The sequence below is a fragment of the Oceanobacillus sp. CF4.6 genome (assembly GCF_051262635.1).
Lineage (GTDB): Bacteria > Bacillota > Bacilli > Bacillales > Amphibacillaceae > Oceanobacillus.
In genome coordinates, this window is record NZ_JBIMEX010000007.1 from 119,692 (window position 1) to 138,363 (window position 18,672).

At 37.6% G+C, this 18,672-nt stretch carries 19 protein-coding genes; 5 read left to right on the forward strand and 14 right to left on the reverse strand.

Annotation, left to right across the window (positions count from 1 at the left end):
* Nucleotides 1-8 precede the first annotated feature (8 nt).
* From phnM to ACHABU_RS12420, 7 genes are all read right to left on the reverse strand, one after another.
* Nucleotides 9-1,190, reverse strand: a complete 1,182-nt coding sequence (phnM, locus tag ACHABU_RS12390) for a phosphonate metabolism protein PhnM (protein ID WP_435765213.1) — start codon at nt 1,188-1,190, stop codon at nt 9-11.
* Nucleotides 1,191-1,202: 12 nt separating this feature from the next.
* Nucleotides 1,203-2,045: an ATP-binding cassette domain-containing protein gene (locus ACHABU_RS12395; RefSeq protein ID WP_435765214.1), complete on the reverse strand. Its 843-nt coding sequence runs from the start codon at nt 2,043-2,045 to the stop codon at nt 1,203-1,205.
* The gene (locus tag ACHABU_RS12400) at nt 2,038-2,904 is read right to left on the reverse strand and encodes an alpha-D-ribose 1-methylphosphonate 5-phosphate C-P-lyase PhnJ (protein WP_435765215.1); all 867 of its coding nucleotides are present in this window, start codon (nt 2,902-2,904) and stop codon (nt 2,038-2,040) included. Before ACHABU_RS12400 ends, ACHABU_RS12395 begins: the two co-directional genes overlap by 8 nt.
* The gene (locus tag ACHABU_RS12405; RefSeq protein WP_435765216.1) at nt 2,894-4,009 is read right to left on the reverse strand and encodes a carbon-phosphorus lyase complex subunit PhnI; all 1,116 of its coding nucleotides are present in this window, start codon (nt 4,007-4,009) and stop codon (nt 2,894-2,896) included. Before ACHABU_RS12405 ends, ACHABU_RS12400 begins: the two co-directional genes overlap by 11 nt.
* Complete coding sequence (gene phnH, locus ACHABU_RS12410; protein ID WP_435765217.1) at nt 4,009-4,605, reverse strand: phosphonate C-P lyase system protein PhnH; 597 nt, start codon at nt 4,603-4,605, stop codon at nt 4,009-4,011. The genes ACHABU_RS12405 and phnH overlap by 1 nt, the downstream gene beginning before the upstream one ends.
* A gap of 23 nt (nt 4,606-4,628) precedes the next feature.
* Complete coding sequence (phnG, locus tag ACHABU_RS12415; RefSeq protein ID WP_435765218.1) at nt 4,629-5,051, reverse strand: phosphonate C-P lyase system protein PhnG; 423 nt, start codon at nt 5,049-5,051, stop codon at nt 4,629-4,631.
* A gap of 149 nt (nt 5,052-5,200) precedes the next feature.
* Entirely contained in the window at nt 5,201-5,935 is a 735-nt protein-coding gene (locus ACHABU_RS12420; protein ID WP_435765219.1) for a GntR family transcriptional regulator, read from the reverse strand.
* Between the two features lie 343 nt (nt 5,936-6,278).
* Between ACHABU_RS12420 and ACHABU_RS12425 the strand changes: the two genes are divergently transcribed.
* Nucleotides 6,279-6,449 (forward strand): hypothetical protein, encoded by a 171-nt coding sequence (locus ACHABU_RS12425; protein ID WP_435765220.1) that lies wholly within the window; start codon nt 6,279-6,281, stop codon nt 6,447-6,449.
* 475 nt (nt 6,450-6,924) lie between these two features.
* A complete protein-coding gene (locus ACHABU_RS12430; RefSeq protein WP_435765221.1) occupies nt 6,925-7,644 on the forward strand; it encodes a YebC/PmpR family DNA-binding transcriptional regulator in 720 nt (239 codons plus the stop codon).
* A gap of 63 nt (nt 7,645-7,707) precedes the next feature.
* Here the strand turns inward: ACHABU_RS12430 and ACHABU_RS12435 are convergent, their stop codons facing one another.
* Nucleotides 7,708-8,259: a hypothetical protein gene (locus ACHABU_RS12435; RefSeq protein ID WP_435765222.1), complete on the reverse strand. Its 552-nt coding sequence runs from the start codon at nt 8,257-8,259 to the stop codon at nt 7,708-7,710.
* A 250-nt stretch (nt 8,260-8,509) separates the two neighbouring features.
* Here ACHABU_RS12435 and ACHABU_RS12440 point away from each other — a divergent pair, with 250 nt between their 5' ends.
* Nucleotides 8,510-9,316, forward strand: a complete 807-nt coding sequence (locus ACHABU_RS12440; RefSeq protein ID WP_435765223.1) for a YitT family protein — start codon at nt 8,510-8,512, stop codon at nt 9,314-9,316.
* 208 nt (nt 9,317-9,524) lie between these two features.
* Here ACHABU_RS12440 and ACHABU_RS12445 read toward each other — a convergent pair whose 3' ends face one another.
* The 3 genes from ACHABU_RS12445 to ACHABU_RS12455 all read right to left on the reverse strand — a co-directional run bounded on the left by ACHABU_RS12445 (nt 9,525) and on the right by ACHABU_RS12455 (nt 13,858).
* Nucleotides 9,525-10,970, reverse strand: coding sequence for a DEAD/DEAH box helicase (locus ACHABU_RS12445; protein WP_435765224.1), 1,446 nt, complete (start codon nt 10,968-10,970; stop codon nt 9,525-9,527).
* Between the two features lie 186 nt (nt 10,971-11,156).
* Nucleotides 11,157-12,662: a malate dehydrogenase (quinone) gene (mqo, locus tag ACHABU_RS12450; protein ID WP_435765225.1), complete on the reverse strand. Its 1,506-nt coding sequence runs from the start codon at nt 12,660-12,662 to the stop codon at nt 11,157-11,159.
* A gap of 284 nt (nt 12,663-12,946) precedes the next feature.
* A complete protein-coding gene (locus ACHABU_RS12455) occupies nt 12,947-13,858 on the reverse strand; it encodes a LysR family transcriptional regulator (RefSeq protein ID WP_435765226.1) in 912 nt (303 codons plus the stop codon).
* A gap of 130 nt (nt 13,859-13,988) precedes the next feature.
* On the opposite strand from ACHABU_RS12455, the gene ACHABU_RS12460 reads away from it, so the two are divergent.
* Nucleotides 13,989-15,179 carry a coenzyme F420-0:L-glutamate ligase gene (locus ACHABU_RS12460; RefSeq protein ID WP_435765227.1) on the forward strand — a complete coding sequence of 397 codons (1,191 nt, stop codon included), beginning with the start codon at nt 13,989-13,991 and terminating at the stop codon, nt 15,177-15,179.
* 61 nt (nt 15,180-15,240) lie between these two features.
* On the opposite strand, the gene rlmH is transcribed toward ACHABU_RS12460, so the two are convergent.
* A complete protein-coding gene (gene rlmH, locus ACHABU_RS12465; RefSeq protein ID WP_435765228.1) occupies nt 15,241-15,720 on the reverse strand; it encodes a 23S rRNA (pseudouridine(1915)-N(3))-methyltransferase RlmH in 480 nt (159 codons plus the stop codon).
* A 69-nt stretch (nt 15,721-15,789) separates the two neighbouring features.
* On the reverse strand, nt 15,790-17,010 hold the full coding sequence (locus ACHABU_RS12470) for a hemolysin family protein (protein ID WP_435765229.1): 1,221 nt from the start codon (nt 17,008-17,010) through the stop codon (nt 15,790-15,792).
* A 217-nt stretch (nt 17,011-17,227) separates the two neighbouring features.
* Here ACHABU_RS12470 and ACHABU_RS12475 point away from each other — a divergent pair, with 217 nt between their 5' ends.
* Nucleotides 17,228-17,377 (forward strand): aspartyl-phosphate phosphatase Spo0E family protein, encoded by a 150-nt coding sequence (locus tag ACHABU_RS12475; protein ID WP_435765230.1) that lies wholly within the window; start codon nt 17,228-17,230, stop codon nt 17,375-17,377.
* A gap of 48 nt (nt 17,378-17,425) precedes the next feature.
* Here ACHABU_RS12475 and ACHABU_RS12480 read toward each other — a convergent pair whose 3' ends face one another.
* Complete coding sequence (locus ACHABU_RS12480; RefSeq protein WP_435765231.1) at nt 17,426-18,595, reverse strand: TraB/GumN family protein; 1,170 nt, start codon at nt 18,593-18,595, stop codon at nt 17,426-17,428.
* Nucleotides 18,596-18,672: the final 77 nt, after the last annotated feature.

Consider the following 18,672-nt stretch of genomic DNA (forward strand, 5'->3'; position numbering starts at 1 on the left):
ACCTCCATCTATTTAATGCGATAATTTGTTGTCGTAATGACATTCCCATTTACCATAGTTGTTGTGAGCATTGGATACCCATCATCCATTCTTTCAATTACAAGGAGGTCCGCCTTTTTGCCTGGCTTAATGGAACCTATCTCATCATCCATACGCACTGCCTTTGCTGGATTGAGTGTAACCATCATAAACATGCGATGTAAATCATTCCCGTGCTTTTCAGTTAATTCAAATATTGCATGTAACAATGCTGCTGGATAATAATCACTACAAAGGATGTCAACACAATCATGTTCAATTGCTTCAGCTGCAGACAAATTTCCTGAGTGAGATCCTCCCAGAAGGACATTAGGAGCTCCAGCAATCGTAAGTAATCCCATATCTTTCGCCTTCTTGGCAACTTCTAATGTAATTGGAAACTCGCTAATCGTTGTCCCAAAGGATTTCACCAAATCTATTTTCTTAATATCATCGTCATCATGTGACGCGATGGAGATCCCTTTTGATAAGGCGATGTCTGCTACTTCTTTAATTTTTTCTATTGTCATGAATGTGCTGCTTTGGCGCTCTGCTATAATCGTTTGAACATCCGAATCATTCAAATCCCGATACCCCTGTAATGTTTGACGATATACCTCAAGATCACGATACTGTCCTTGGCCAGGCGTGTGATCCATAAAGGATAATAAATGCACTTTGTTGCTTTGGATATTATCAACGAGACGGTCGATTTCATCTATGTTGTCAATCTCAAATCGAGCGTGTAAACGATGACGAATAAGATGCAGCTCATGATGTGTCTCATCAATCGCATCCACCAATCGCTGAACATTTTCAGGATAACGCATGGGTTTATGTGTAAAAACATCTTCACGGTAAAACGATAGTGAGTGGAACATCGTTGTAATTCCATGACTGATTAATATTTTTTCAGCTTCTCTTAAACTTATATGAACGTCCATCATGCTTGTCGGTCTAGGTGACACGATTCCTTCTATATAATCGGAGTGTATATCTATAAATCCTGGCGAAATATACCCACCCCTTGCATTAATCTTCTGAGCACCCGGGTAGCTGGAAATAGTCTCCTCAGGTATAATCGCCTGGATAACTTCACCCTCAACTACCACTGCGCTTCCTTCAAGAATCTTTTCTTCCGTTATAATTTTCCCATTATGAATGATATACACCGCGTGATCCCCCTATAATAGTGAATAAACCAATTGTTGCGTGTAGGCGTGTTGTGGATCTTCTAAAATTTGGTCTGTTAAACCTTCTTCAATAATCCGACCGTTTAACATGACGATAGTACGATCTGCAAGCATTCGTATAACGGCTAGATCATGGGAAACAACAATCATACTAATTCCGAGTTCTCTTTGAATCTTTTTAATTAAATCCAGTACATTCGCTTGTATCGATAAATCCAGGCCTGTAGTCACTTCATCCAGAAAAAGTATTGGCGGGTTATTCGATAATGCTTTTGCAATTTGAACGCGCTGCTGCATCCCTCCAGAAAAATGCTTTGGTGCTTCCTTCATACGAAATAATGGGATATGCACGCTTTCCAGCAACATTTTACTTGTTGATTCCATGTCAGCTACATTACGGCTTCCGGCCGCAATCAACTTCTCGGCAATATTACCAACAGAGGAAAAATTCATCTTGAGCCCCTGGACAGGATTTTGATATACCATGCCATAATTATGATTTCGAATAAAACGTTTTTGTTGAGACGATAATTCAAAAACATTCTGGTCTACCGTAGCATCATCATCATGGATATACGCTTCTCCAGATGTTACATCTTCGTCAAAGTACAGGCATTGCATCATGGTTGATTTTCCACTGCCACTTTCGCCAACAATCCCAAGAATCTCTCCGGAAAATAAATCGAATGAAAGATCTTGGCAGGCATAGACAGTGCCACAATTTGGACAGTAGTTTTTCTCTAAATACCTATCAAACCTATTCCTGCATTGACCGCATCCCGGTCCAAATTGCTTATGTAGATTTCTCACTTGTAATATTGGTTCCTCATGCATAGTTGTTTTCCACCCCGGCTTTCTCATTCTCATTTAACCGTTCCATGCAGTAACTTGTATCATTACATTGGTATATCGTTTCACCTGTATCCGTATCGATTAACTCATCCATAAAAACATCTGTCGTACCACATATTTGACAATGCTTCCCTGCAAACGACTCAACTGTAAATGGATAATCATCAAAAGCTAGTGACTTAACATCTGTATAAGGTGGTACAGCATATATTTTCTTTTCCCTGCCAGCACCCAGTAAAATTAACGCATCTGATTGATGCATTTTTTCATTATCAAATCTTGGAATTGGACTTGGTGCCATCACATAACGATTATTTACATATGCAGGATGGTCCGCTCCAGTAGCTGTTTTCCCGTACTTCATAATTTGTTCAAAGAGCATTAGCCACGCACCACTATAATCATCTTCTGAATGAAGGATTTTCGTCCTATATTCCCTGGCTTCCACCTTGCGAAGCGGTTCTGGCTCCGGAACTTGCAAAACAAGAATTTGATTCTCTGTTAACGGTACTTCCGGGATACGGTGTCTGGATTGAATAATTGATGCATCCTGTGTACGATCTACAAGCTCCACACCTGTCGTTGAATGGACTAACTTCTTAATGCTCACTGCGTTAACCGACTCGTCTGCACCTTGATCAATCACCTTTAATACATCACTCTTTCCAATAATAGAAAGTGTAAGTTGTAATCCACCTGTTCCCCACCCCCTGGCAATGGGCATTTCCCGAGAGGCGAATGGAACTTGATAACCCGGAATAGCAACAGCTTTTAAGATTGCACGACGTATTTCCTTTTTGGAACCTTCATCAAAAAATGCAAAATGGGATTTAGTTTCCATCTTTTTTCCCCTCCTTCTTTACTTGACGAATGCTGTCCAATTTCGATTGGAAGGTCACATAATGAGGTAACTTCAAATGTGAAATAAATCCAGTTGATTCAACAGAGTCCATGTGTAATAAAACAAACTCCTCGTCATGTGTTGGAAAATCCGATTCTTGATGTTCCAGACATTGATCCAAAATACTCATGGCAATAGCCTTCGTTTCATTTTGTCCATAGCAAATGCCATAGCCAATCTCAAATTCCAGTTCGTCTTCATTGTTTTCATTCTTCACTGTAACCGGAACGAAAGATTCCACTTCGGTCACTTTAATCTCTCCAATAAAATAACTATCATCAGCATCCTGTTCCGGTTCGTTTGGGTGCTCCACGTAAACTGGTACAGAACCGACACGCACTTCCCCGACAGTTGGATGTACTTGCCCATATCCCCTAAGCGAAGCATATCCTAGTGAAGTAACAGTCCCCGTTTGCCCACGCGTCATCACTTGTAATCTAGTACTGCGCGATGCCGGAAACTGCAAACTCTGTTTTGTAATATCGGTCGGTGGTGTATTATCCGGCTCATATTTTTCGAATAACCCTTCTTCGCGCAAATAATCGACCACTTTAGGAAAGTATGTTACGTCATCGGCAGCTTCGATGTTTTCCAATTGTTTTTCATAATTCTGTATCCACTGTTCGGAATCCACCACATTTTCCTCCAGTAAATCAAAATCAAGTAATCGATGTGTATAATCACGTGTTGCGCCTAACAGTTGCCCACCAGGAATATCTTTAAAACTTGCAGAAATGCGGCGATCCACTAACATGGATTCCGATTCTACGGTTTGACTATAATAGAGCCTCGGTAATGTGGAGCGGTGTGCACGCATTAAAAATACAGCCTCTTCCATACTTCCCTCAGCTTGCTTAATTGCCAGTGCTGCCAAGAACGGTGAATATAAACTGCTCTCTGACATCACTTGATCAACCATTCCCCTCATGTTAGACAGAATCGAATTGACTTCCATCAGCTCCTGACCCTTTAAACGCTCGTACTTCAATCGTTCAATAGAAGCGTCAATTGCTTTTGTTCCACCTTTAACAGCAACGTAACCCATTATTCCACCTCCGTCATTTCTACTGTAGTTGTACGGGGGACACAGACAATTTGTCCACGGTTATCGGTAAAAATTAAATCTATCCCTAATGGATATTCCTTCGTACACTTATTTCTCACGCCCCACAAAGCCGCTGAGAAATCAGTCTCAAGTTGTGCATGGCTTTTAATCCCTGGACCGGATAATTTAAGTTCTCCGTCATTTGATAAACGGGAACTTTCGATAATCCATGTGGAGGATTGTTGTGGGTTAATTAGGTTTCCAGTTTTACATTGCTCCATCGCATTAATAATTTCCTCATTGGTATCATCCTGTAAAATAATAACGAAGTCAGCTTCATTTATTGGAGCATATCTTGCTAACGTATATTCTGAAATTTTCCCAATTAAATTGTGATGATTTTTTGAAAGAATATGAAATGTAACTTCTGCATCAAGCAATGTTAATGTACATAGTAATGTGGCATCATAACAGGTAAGATTGTAGTCCACTCGTTCCATCGTTTCTTTAATGGATGAAATGGTACCTGGACGTGACATACTGTGCAGTAATTGGCGAAAAACCTGTTGCATATCGTGTACTTGATCAATAGCCATATGAACTCTCCTTTCCAACTTGCTTAAACATCCATCGTTTCAAAATTGACCTTCGTTTCAAATATCTCCGCTTGGTCCTTCGCTCTAGCTTTCATAATCTGCTGCTCCGCTTCCATTAGCTGCGGTTCCCATTCTTCTATTTCCAGCAAATCAGCTTTATATGCTGCATCTATAATTGCTAAGTTTTTGGCAAGTTCATCCTGCATACCTGTCACAACCCCTATTCCAATACAATGGTTGATTTCCACTTTAGCTTCTGTTACCAGGACTTCCCCAATATAGAATAGCGATTTTTTTGCGGATTCACGCATCTTGACCATTGTTAAACCATATTGCGGTGAAATAATTTCTTGACATTCATAGTTATGTATAATCGATTCGGCAAATTTTTCAGCTAGTTTTGAATCTCCTTGAATGAGAATCTCTGTTCTTTTACGTCTTTTCATTATCCAATGCACCCTCCTTCACGATACAATCGTAACTTGTCGCCAAGTATATGTGTTTTAAGATATGGTAAATTATTTGTAAACTGAGTTAATAATAGGTAATCGAAAAAAGGGTAAGGAACCTGTTGAGTTCCTTACCCTTTTATTAGCTAGTCCATCGTAATATCATATTTAAACTTATCACTTCTATATAATATTCTTGTATGATCCAGCACTTTTTTTGATTGCGTATCCATACAATCACTCTCAACAACAATGAGAGGCACCATACTTTTACATGAAAGCAGTTGTTGCTCATAGGACGATGGGAAAGTAATGCTTAACAACGTCTTATTGCTCGAAAAATTATGGTAGCCGAGCTTACGATAATAGGCAAACATCGATTCAATATGGGGTCCGTCTTCATTAATCGCTGGAAAATTGGCTTCTTTTACAAAAGAATTATGGATTGCGATAGGCTCTCCATTAATATATCGCAATCTCCCAATTTTAAAGACGGCATCTGCTTCACCAGCATTTAAAATCTGATAGATGTTAGCGTCATAACTAAGCTTTTCGCAGTAGATATTCCTTGTTATTAAATCGTAACCTTGCTTTTTCATTTTATCTGTAAAGCTGACTTTTCCGGTTAAGTGCAATTGAATTTGCGTCGATTCTTCTTTTAAATAACGTCCTTTTCCTTGTTTAGAATAGATATATCCTCGTTCATCCAATTTCGTTAGTGCATTCCTTACTGTCATTCTCGGCACGCGGTACTGTTCAGCAAATTCGTTTTCAGAAGGAAGTTTAGCACCAGGTTTTAACTTTCCTTTAACAATATAGCTTATAATATCATCAACGATTCGGGTTTCTTTATCTGCTGTAATAAGTATCTTCTCCCTCACTTCGTTTTACCTTACTTCTTAGAACACAGCCCCATCTCTATCACCATTTACATTATACCATTTCACTGCTTAAGCTAATGACCCTAATTTAAATTCAAATCTATTTGAAAGTTAAAATTTTTTCAGATAGTAAAAAAAATTGAATCGGGACATTTATCATGATTACTTTTACCTTTATGAGTAGTTCGAAATAAACAGAAAATTTTTATCCTGTTTTATAACTAGGATAAAGGTATTAATAATAGTCTGATTTGTTTAAATATTATTACATTAACTTAATAGTAATTTAAAAGAAGTATTTTATACTGTAATAGAATCAAATTTGTTAGGAGAGGTGATTGTATTGAAACTGAAGAAGTTAACATTTGCAATGATGATTGCGATTCTTTCTACAGGGCTATTAGTCGGATGTGGAGCTGAAGATGAAGAGAATCCTGAGGAACCAGTAACTGAAGATCCTGCCGAACAAGAAGATCCGGCGGAATCTGATGTAGAGGAAGAAGAGGGAGAATAAAAATACGCTTTTCTTGAAGCCTTCACTTAGTGAAGGCTTCTGTTAATTCTTTAAAATAGCTCACAAGTAGAACAATCCTGTGTCATGAATTCTGGATTGACTTTAGTAAGAAACCTCCATTTCTTTCACACTTGTTGGACCATAAATATATTTCCCCAGAGCGGTCGCCGAAGTTACTTATCCTAGTTCACATTTTATCTGGTGATTAAATAGCAACAATTCTTCTCAATGAGACGAGTAACCGTAGTCCCAAACATTACGAAAATAGCCTTTAGAAAACAGCCTTATTTTTATCTAGGTTATCAGGGATATTAAAAGAGACACTCTAAGTTTAACCAAGTTAAATGGTTGAGCTTATTTTATTGATGCGAAAGTTGATTCCCTAATTAATTGTCTTTTTTAGAAAAAAAACTAGCAATGCCACTTCTAAAGTTTTATAGTTTTACATAGAGTCAATGGAAAGAGAGTGAACATAATGGGGCGTAAATGGAATAATATTAAGGAAAAGAAAGCTTCCAAAGATGCAAATACGAGCAGGATATACGCTAAATTCGGGCGTGAAATCTATGTTGCGGCAAAACAGGGTGAACCCAATCCAGAATCAAATGAAGCTTTAAGGGTTGTACTTGAACGAGCGAAGACTTACAGTGTTCCGAAACATATTATTGATCGAGCCATTGAAAAAGCGAAAGGCAATTCGGAGGAAAGTTATGACGAGAATCGTTATGAGGGATTCGGACCAAGTGGATCTATGGTAATTGTCGATACACTAACAAATAATGTTAACCGCACCGCATCTGAAGTGCGCGCTGCATTTGGTAAAAATGACGGCAATATGGGTGTGAGTGGATCTGTTGCCTATATGTTTGACTATACAGCTGTCTTCGGGATTGAAGGCAAAACAGAGGATGAAGTGCTCGAACTACTCATGGAGGCAAACGTTGAAGTACGGGATATTATGGAAGAAGACGGAACCATTATTGTTTATACCGAACCCGATCAATTCCATGCCACACAGGAAGCATTTAAGTCGATTGGCATTACAGAATTTACAGTGGCTGAACTTACGATGCTCGAACAGAATGATCTCGCTCTTGCAGCAGATGATCAGGAAAAATTTGAAAACCTGATCGATGCATTAGAGGATTTAGAAGATGTTCAACAGGTATACCATAATGTAGATTTAAGTGAATAAAATAATAAAGAAAGCCAGCATTTGCTTTTCATAGCAAAATGTTGGCTTTATTTTAGCGTCTAATTAATAATCCTTCCATACTTTCGCATATTTCTTTTGATACTTAGCATCCTCTTCCATCTCAATTAATTCCTCTGCCAGCTTTTTTATATGCTCATCTTTTACTTCATCATATAAGTTTCGCAAATCCTGAATAATATCAAATTTGATTAATGTATAATTTTTTTCGTCCTTACAATTTTTAAATCGATCAGCCAAATGATGGATAACCATCTCCTTTTGTTCTGGTCCAGCTAAACCTACTTTCCAAATCGATTGCAAGGCATGTCTTGCCGTAACAAATTTCTCATCTTTGGTCACTTGCCAAAGGGCTGGAAAATCATCCATAATCCGCTTATCATGATCGCTTTTTGAAAGTCCTGCTAGAAACTGTGCATATCGTGAACGCTTATGGTTATCAGCTGAGGACAGCCCTGCCACTAATTCATCCCATACCACATATGCCCAGTCTACTTCATGCTCAATTGCCTTAATGATATGATTAAAGGCCTCATATTGTTCGTTTTTATCTTTTAAATTGAGATTATCAAAATGAGTTTGAACTGTTTTATCCATAATATCCGCCCTTTTTATGTTAACTAGTTTAGTTAAAATATATCATACGTGGATTAATTTGGCGTTTGATTCATCAGCTGCTATGAAAATGTCAATACTAATGACAGGTATTAGGGATGATTATGAACTTTCTTTTAATAATATAATTGCTGACATAATTGTTTTTTTCGGATAAGATGTTTAAATAATATCCTTAAAATTCCTCTTACACCAAGATGTATACATAATTTATTCAGGAGGTTATCTATAAATGAAAAACAGCATGGTCATCATCGGCTCTCTAATCATTGCATTTTCTTTTAACTTTTTTCTCGTACCTTTTGAAATTCTAAGCAGCGGAATTAGTGGGATTGCCATTTTAGTTGGATTACTTACTCCATTTGATACTGGATTATTGAACTTTATTTTTAATTTACCTATCCTTGTTTTTGGCTACTTTAAGCTTGGAAAGGAAATTACAATCAATACACTCGTATGTGTTGTCACGCTCTCTATCTTCTTATACCTCTTGCCAGTAGTGAATGTAACAGATAATATTCTGTTATCGGCAATTTTCGGAGGGGTAATAAGTGGAATTGGAATAGGGACCATTATGAAGTTTTCCGGTACTTCAGGTGGTTTGGATATTATCGCGATTTTCATTTCCCGTAAAAGTAATATTAGTGTTGGTCTGCTTCTCACTGGAATGAACGGAATTATTGTCCTTATTTCTGGTGCTACTTTCAGCTGGGACATCGCATTATATACACTATTATCGATCTTTTTGACAGGTAAAATGATCGACAAAGTCCACACGAACCATATTAAATTAACGATGCAGATTGTAACGACAAAAGGGGAAGCGATTCGGGAAGAATTGCTTCAATCCATTTACCGTGGCATTACGATTACAGAAGGCTATGGTGGTTATACGAAAGAGCCTAAACAAATAATCATGATGGTTGTTACACGATATGAAACATTGCATATTAAAAATGTTGTTCGTTCACATGATAGAAAGGCATTTATTAATATTTTTGAAACAGTCGAGGTTGACGGTGAATTTGCTAGAAATTAAGACTGGAAAATCGAAAAGGAGGCAGGTTGATCCTGCCTCCTTTACATTTCGGGCCCTTTTTTACTTTGATTTTATGCGCACGCTAATTGGGGTGGGTTTCGTTTTTTATCAGCATAAAGGTTAATGCCAAGATAATCAGACTCACGATCAGATCAACTTCAACTTCAACTTATTCCTATCAATGACCAAAAATAAAAGGGATAACCATCTACTTATTAGCCTCAAATACTTTTAATAACTTACCTTTCACTTTTGTGTCCTTCATTGTTTTCAGAACCAGTGGCCCTTTGCCATTCAGTATTTCAACATACGTAGACGTATCCTTAATCGTTATAATACCAATGTCCTCTGCTTCTACACCCTCAATTTTAGCAATGGTTCCAACGAAATCGACCGCTCTGAGTTTCTTTTTCTTCCCACCATTAAAGTATAACTTCATAATTTGTTTGTTTAATTGCTCACTTTTAGACTTTTTAACTTCCCGATGCATCTTCATCTTTTCCTGGAAGGCGGATCTGTTTTTATTCACTTCCTCTTTTGATGGCGGGGAGATTTTTCGAATTGTAAAACCGATATAGTCTTCAATTTCTCTTAAAAAGCGATCTTCATACGGTGTAACAAAGGTGAGCGCCTTTCCCTTTTGCCCTGCACGTCCTGTTCTTCCCGTACGATGTACATAACTATCTTTCTCTAACGGTATATCGTAATTGATGACATGCGTGATATTATCAATATCGATTCCTCTGGCAGCTACGTCTGTCGCGACTAGGTAACGAAATTCGCCTTTTCTAAAGCCATTCATGACAACAAGTCGATCATCCTGTTCCATTCCACCATGGATTTTATCGCAACTATATCCTTTTTTCTTCAATTGTTCTGAAACAGTATCGACACGTTCCTTCGTTCTACAAAAGATGATACAACTATCCGGACTTTCAACAACCGTAATATCCGTAAGTCTCATTAATTTATCATTTTCAGGAACTTCGTAGAGAAAATGGTCGATTTTTTCCGTCGTTAGCCCAGTTGCTTTAATTTCAATATCTGTAGGTGTTTTCATATACTTAAGGCTTAAGTTTTTCACAGCTTCAGGAAGTGTAGCCGAGAATAGCATCGTCACTCGATTTTGAGGCAGCTCTTTTATAATAGATTCCACTTGTTCGATGAAACCCATGTTCAACATTTCATCCGCTTCATCAATAATAAGATAGCTGATTTTATCTAATACTAGCGTACCTCTTTCAATATGATCCGAGACCCGACCAGGGGTTCCAACAACAACATGTGTTTTCTGCTTTAATTCTGTCTTTTGAATGGCAATGGGTTGTTTTCCATAGACTGCTGTTGCCTTTATACGCTTAAATCTGCCTATGTTTGTGAAATCCTCTTTTACTTGAATAGCCAGTTCTCTCGTTGGTGTGAGAATTAATGCCTGTGGTTTATTCTCCATCCAATCGACCAATTCACATATAGGTACCCCGAATGATGCCGTCTTACCACTCCCTGTTTGTGATTTTACAACAAGGTCTTTTTTTTCTAACGCAAGTGGAATGACTTTACTTTGAACCTCTGTAGGGTTTTTATATTCCAATTCTGTAAGTGCTTTTATTATTTCATCACTTAATTTATAATCCTCAAAACGTTTCGCGCTCATTATTTAGCCTCTTTTTCAAAGTATTTTCTCTTATTGTTGCCATGGATATTATTACATTATACAAGTTATTGTCATCGAAAAACCACTCTCCCATGAATCTCTTTCCAAAATTAACATAAACAGGACCAGTTCCTTACTACTTTAAAGTAGTGAGGAACTGGTCCTTCAGCCTTGTCTATTCAGATTTTAACTAAATGCCAGTTCTTTTTTTTCGATTAGACCAAGCGTCTGCTCTATAAAAGTCTGAATTTCTTGGTACATCTCTGGGTTTTCTGAAAGGGACACACCGTAAGAAGGAACCATTTCTTTTATTTTTGGTTCCCACTCATTCAGGTGTTCTGGAAAGCATCTTTCCATTATCTCAAGCATGACGTGAACGGCAGTAGAAGCACCTGGTGAAGCACCTAGCAATGCAGCGATCGAGCCCTCAGCTCCAGTAACAACTTCCGTGCCAAATTGAAGTGTTCCCTTGCCGCCAGCCTCTGTATCTTTGATCACCTGCACACGTTGTCCCGCTGTCACGATCTCCCAATCTTCGCTTTTGGCATTTGGGATAAACTCTCGTATTTCTTCCATGCGCTTTTCATTTGATAAAATGACTTGCTGGATTAAATATTTTGTTAACGGCAGCTCTTTTGCACCTGCTGACAACAAGGTCAAGAGGTTATCTGATTTTACAGAGGTCACCAAATCAAGCAATGAACCGGTTTTTAGAAACTTTGGTGAGAACCCAGCAAACGGTCCAAATAGCAACGATTTTTTATTATCGATAAATCGTGTATCAAGATGCGGAACGGACATTGGTGGAGCACCAACCTTAGCTTTACCGTATACTTTTGCATGATGCTGTGCTACAACTTCCGGATTGCTACATACCATAAATTGTCCGCTTACCGGGAATCCTCCAATATGTTTTGATTCCGGAATTCCGGTTTTTTGTAATAAATGCAGACTTCCGCCCCCACCGCCGATAAAGACGAATTTTGCAGTATGGTATTCGATTTTACCGTTGTCGATATCATGTACTTTTACTTCCCACAAACCGTCGTCCATACGTTTAATATCCTCGACACTATGCTTGTAGTTTACCTCGACATCTTTACTCTGTAAGTGGTCAAACAATATACGTGTTAAAGCACCAAAATTGACGTCTGTTCCAGAATCGATTTTTGTTGCAGCTATCGGTTCATTCGATGTACGCCCCTCCATGATTAGTGGAAACCAATCTTTTAGCTTTTCAGGTTCATCGGAAAATTCCATCCCTTGAAATAGTGGATTGTTTGATAACGCTTTAAAACGATTTTTTAAAAACGCTATATTTTTTTCCCCTTGAACCATACTCATGTGAGGTAATGGCATGATAAAGTCTTGCGGATTCCGAATCAGATTGCTATTTACAAGATAAGACCAAAACTGTCTGGAAAGCTGAAACTGTTCATTAATCTTTATAGCTTTGCTAATGTCTATAGAGCCATCTGATTTTTCGGATGTATAGTTAAGCTCGCACAGTGCAGAATGGCCCGTACCCGCATTATTCCATTCGTTTGAGCTTTCTTCTCCTGCACTTGCGAGTTTCTCAAATGCTTTGATTTCCCATTCTGGTGCTAACTCTTTCAATAATGATCCCAAAGTTGCGCTCATAACTCCGGCACCAATTAAGATAACGTCTGTTGTTGTCGGTCTGCTACTCATTATACCCTTCCTCATCTCATTATTTGCAAAAAAGATGTAAGCGCTCTAGCATGAATTAACAACAGCCAGCGCAATTAGCAACACACCTTTTCTGTATGAATTATAGCGGTGTAGTAAATTTTAAATATGAATAAATCTATAAATCTATCCTTATTTAATAATTATAAACTATTTCACAATATTTATAAACATGAAGTCTTTCAAAGACAGTTTAATCCATTAGCCATTTTTATTCCTATTATATGCAACTAGAGGATGAATAGATGAAACCCCTAGCGCACGGATCATACATCTAAAGGAGGTTGTCCTACTTCAGATGTATGGATATTTGCTACAAACTTCTTGGCAGCACGTGATAACGGAACACTTTTTAAATAGCATATACCAATATTCCTTTTTGGGATTTCCTCTTCCAGCTTTATTTCGTATAAATCTCCTCTTTCTAAATAATCCCTTGAAAACTCTTTTATGACACAGGAAATGCCTAAATTTATTTTTGCAAATTCTAATACTAAATCAAATGATCCTAGTTCAAATACCGGAGAAACATGGAAACCTCTCTTTTTAAAGAAATGCTCCACAAACATTCGTGAATTTGATTTTCTTTCTAAAAATATGAGTGGCATCCCCATTAAATACTCTAAACTAACCGGTTGTGTAGTGAGATTTTTATATTTTTCTCCACAGACAAAAATATCTTGAATTTCCTTACATGGAATAACTTGAAGATGTTCGTCCTCGATTGGTAAATTACATACCCCAACATCGACTTTTCCTGATTTAATAAAATCACAGATTTCTGTTGTGGTTCCATTTAATATATTCAATTTGATTCCAGGGTATCCTTTATGAAATTTCTCCAAATACGGTAATAAGAAGTAACGAGAAATCGTATCCCCAACCCCTATACGTAATTGTCCCGTCTTTAATGTTTTAAATTCTAACATTTTATCTTCCGCTACGTTAATGATTCCCAAAGCAGAGTTAATATGCTCATTTAATAATTTCCCTTCGTTCGTCAATACTACTCCCTTCGATGTTCGATAGAAAAGTGGTATTTCTAATTCTTTCTCCAACTTCGAAATAGCTTGACTAACAGCTGATTGTGTCATAAATAGTTCTTGTGCGGCTTTAGAAAAACTTTTATTCTGGCTAACGACGTTAAAAATACGATATGCATCCAATTTCCCAATCATATAAGCTCTCCTTATATTCGATATTATTATTATTAATTTTAATTATATCTCTATAAAGGTTATAGTAACATAGGGTTCAAAATTAGTGCTTACATAATATAAAGCAACTCTTATTAGAGGAGAGATCATATTGGAAAGAATAGTTGGAACAGTAGTACGCGGACTTCGCGGACCAATCATTAATAACGGAGATAACATGGAACAAATCGCAGTAGATACGGTATTACAAGCTGCAAAGATTGAAGGTTTTTCGATCGAGGATCAGGACATTGTTACAATCACCGAATCCGTTGTCGCTCGTGCACAAGGGAACTATGCGACAATTGATGATATTGCGACTGATGTTAAAGCAAAGTTTGGTGAGGAGACAATTGGTGTTATTTTCCCAATTCTTAGCCGTAATCGTTTTGCTAACTGCTTACGAGGCGTAGCAAAAGGAGCAAAGAAGATCGTCTTAATGTTGAGCTATCCAGCTGATGAAGTGGGGAATCACCTTGTAGACATCGATGAACTAGATGTGAAAGGGATCAATCCATGGACAGATGTATTATCAGAAGCTGAGTTCCGTAATCATTTCGGTTATAACACACACCCATTCACAGGTGTTGACTATATCGAGTATTATAAAAGTTTAGTCGAAGCAGAAGGTGCAACCTGTGAGGTTATCTTCTCAAACAATCCTAAAACGATTTTAGACTACACAAAGAATGTGTTAGCGTGTGATATCCACTCACGTTTCAGAACAAAACGTATTTTAACAAACAATGGTGCTGATAAAGTATATGGCCTTGATGATATCCTTAAAGAATCGATCAATGGCAGTGGCTTTAACGAAGAATATGGTCTACTTGGATCAAATAAAGCAACTGAAGACAGCGTAAAATTATTTCCAAATAACTGTCAACCAATCGTTGATGCAATTCAAGCAAAAATCAAAGAAGTAACAGGTAAAACAGTTGAAGTCATGGTTTATGGTGATGGTGCATTCAAAGATCCAGTCGGAAAGATTTGGGAACTTGCAGATCCAGTTGTATCACCCGCTTACACAGCAGGACTTGATGGTACACCTAATGAAGTAAAATTAAAATACCTGGCAGATAACAATTTCTCTCATCTTCGTGGGGAAGAGTTAAAACAAGCTGTTTCCGGATATATCAAAAATAAAAACGAGGATTTAGTTGGTGCGATGGAAGCACAAGGTACGACACCTCGTAGATTAACAGACCTAATTGGATCATTATCTGATTTAACTTCTGGTAGTGGAGACAAAGGAACACCAATGATCTATATTCAAGGTTACTTCGATAACTATACAAAATAAGATTCGTGCAAAAAGGATGCCTTCTAAGTTAAGGCATCCTTTTTCCTTTCATAAACCTTATTTATTTATGATAAGGCTCATTTCGGTTAATCCGGTACGCCCGATAAACCTGTTCCAATAAAATTAATCGCATGACTTGATGGGGGAATGTCATTTTAGAAAATGAAAGTGCTAAGTCACTACGTTTCTGTACCTCATCGCTGATCCCCAAAGAGCCACCGATCACAAAGGCAAGCTTACTTTTACCATACGTAGCCAGTTCATCCATCTTAGTAGCTAGCTGCTCTGAACTTAACATTTTCCCGTTTATTTCCAATGTAAGCACATATGTATCCTGGCTAATATGCGATAATATTCGTTCTCCTTCTTTCCGTTTAACTTCCTGCATGTCCGCTTCACTCATATTTTCCGGAGCCTTCTCATCGGCTACTTCAATGATTTCAACCTTTGCATATGCATTCAATCGCTTCATATATTCCTGAATACCCTGTTTTAAATAGTTTTCCTTTAGTTTCCCTACCGAAACAATGGTTATCTTCATCCTGCACTCCCTTTATGTAGTATAGTAAAAACTCCCATCTATCCTAGAACAGAGGGGAGTTAACAAGCTCTATTTGATTATTTGTACTTGCTTAATTGATCTTCCATCGACTTCGAGTATTTTAAATGTAAGGTTTTCCCTCTCAATAACATCTTCCTCTTCCGGAAACTCATTAAATTCTTTTAGTAGATAACCAGCAAGAACGTCCTCTTCTTCAGGAATTTCCGTCTGGAATATAGAATTTAATCGGTGAAGTGTAATTTTTCCATCACAGATAATTTCGGTATCCGTCAGTTTTTCGACGAGAGCGTCACTGTCGACATCCATTTCGTCTTCAATTTCCAAACCAATCATTGCCTCAATAATATCTTCATGTGACAATATACCCTCGGTTCCGCCATATTCATCCAAAACAATTGCCATATGCTTTTTCTCTTTCGTCATTTTGCGAAAGACATATTCAATGGAATGAAATTCATATACTGTCAATGGATCTGTGTCACTGTAATACTTCAACGATTTCCCAACTTCAACTGTCCATGCAATCAGGTATTTGGAATGAAAAACGCCGACAATATTGTCAATATCGTCTTCATAGATTGGATACCTTGTAAATGGGTTTTGAAGTACAGTGTCTCTCACCTCTTCATAAGTTGCCGTACTTGGGAGTGATACGATTTCAACACGTGGTGTTTTAAGTACGTCCTTTACATTCATATTATAAAAATCAAGAACACCTTTGATACGGTTGGATTCTTCCTCCCTAAATGTCCCTTCTGAATCAGCAATATCAACAATTGCTCTTAAATCTTCCTTAGAGATGGATGCATTATTAGGCTGCCCTTTGGAAAGTGCTTTGGTAATTATTCCTGTCAGTCCATTCAGTAATATCGTAACAGGTTTTAAAATAACTACGACAAACTTTATAACCGGGTAAACCAGAAATGAAATTCGATCCGGAAATGTTGCTGCAACTGATTTTGGAATTACTTCAGAGAAAATAATAATCGCCACTGTTAAGACGGCAGAAGCAGCAGCTACATTCCAACCGTAATCAATTGCCAACATGGTTACGAGCGTTGGCAGCAATATATTGGAAATGTTATTACCAATTAATATTGCAGTAATAAACTCACCTGGTTTCGAAACTAAATCTAAAATCTTTCCAGCCTTTATGTCGTTGTTGTTGGCCTTTGATTGCAGCCTCATTTTATTTGTTGCCGTTAGTGCTGTTTCACTTCCAGAAAAGAAAAATGAAACAAATAATAAAACAATGATCGCAATGATCACGAGTCAATTCCTCCTCTAATATGTACACAAAAATGGGTAGTTAGGTTAATCATAGCGTATTTATTCCAAATAAAAAAGTATTATGCAACTATTGGGATTATCATTAGCTAACCCCATTCTATTATTACCTTTTCTTGCAGATTATTATAATTATATGTTTTAACATTTTCCTATTCGGCTATATATAAATATCAATGAAAGCAGGTGGTGCTCATACTTGAATACGAAGGAAGAACTAGAAATACATATTGAACAACTAAGGTCCAAAATGTATGATGCTTTTGAAAGCAAATTAAATCATGATAAGGTTGTAAAAATATCTCAAGAATTGGATCTTTATTTAAACAAACTGAGAGAAACCGAATAAGAAAAAATATAGAAAAACACTTTCACCATTTGAAAGTGTTTTTCTTATTTATGATAGATTCTCTATGAATAAACGAACAACATCAAAACCACCGATTAATGTCCCCAACGAACTTCCTAAGTTTGCAAATACCACAACAAGGAGGATTTGCGTAACCTTATTGCTCCAAAACCCTTTAACGGTATGCACATCATCCGATAAACTTTCAAAGTCCCCGACATTCGGTTTCTTGACGTAAGCTTGCACAAATCCGGCAAACCAACCAGCAGCAAGTAATGGATTTAACGATGTAATTGGTGCTGCAACAAACGCAGTTAGAATAGCCAGTGGATGAGCCAATGCGATGATTGCTCCGATTGCCGACAACGAACCGTTCCAAAGTGCCCAGCTGATAGTCTGCTGAAGACCTGCAGAAGGATTCATATAGAATGTATATGCAATAATCGCGAGAATAGCAATTGGAATCGCCCATCCAATTATTTTTGGCGCTTTTGATTTGACTGGGCGTTCAGAAAGCCGTTTTAAATCATGTTCCTTATGAATTTCTTTTGTTATCCCAGGGACGTGTGCTGCTCCGAGAATTGCTACAACTTTTTCGCCAGGAGCGTCCTTTATTTTCTGAGATAGAAACTGATCCCGCTCATCAATAAGCGGCGTTTTCAATTTAGGGAAACTGTCCGTAAACTCTTGAAGCATGGCATTAATGGTATCCTGCTCTTTCATTTTTTCCATTTCTTCTTCGGAAATTTTCTCATTGCTGAAGATACTGCCTATTACTTGCATCAGCAGCATTGCCTTTCCTTTTAAACCAATGTTCCCCCATATCCGGGAAAAGGTAATTTGAATATCTCTATCCGCCAAAACCAACTCAGCACCCGTTGCTTTGGCCGACTCAATCCCCTGAATCATTTCCTGGCCTGCATTTATTCCAAACTGCTTTGCCATTCTCTTTTGAAAAGAGGAGATTGCCAAATTCATTAGCAGTAATGTCGCTTTTTTATTCTTAATAACTTCAAAGATATCGGTTTCCTTCCATTTATTCCCTTCAGATATGGATTGGTACCTTTGTTCATCAAGTTCGATACAGACAGAATCAGGCTCCTCTGCCTCTATTACTTTTTTTACTTGTTCTGCACTAAATTTGGAAACATGCGCTGTTCCAATAAGAATGTATTCCTTATTGTTAATTTGTAATCGGGTAATATTCTCTTCGGTCATATATAGGACCCTTCCTTTTATGTATTGAATCACTGCCATCACGTTAGTATTCTTATTGTAATACAAACCTATCTTCA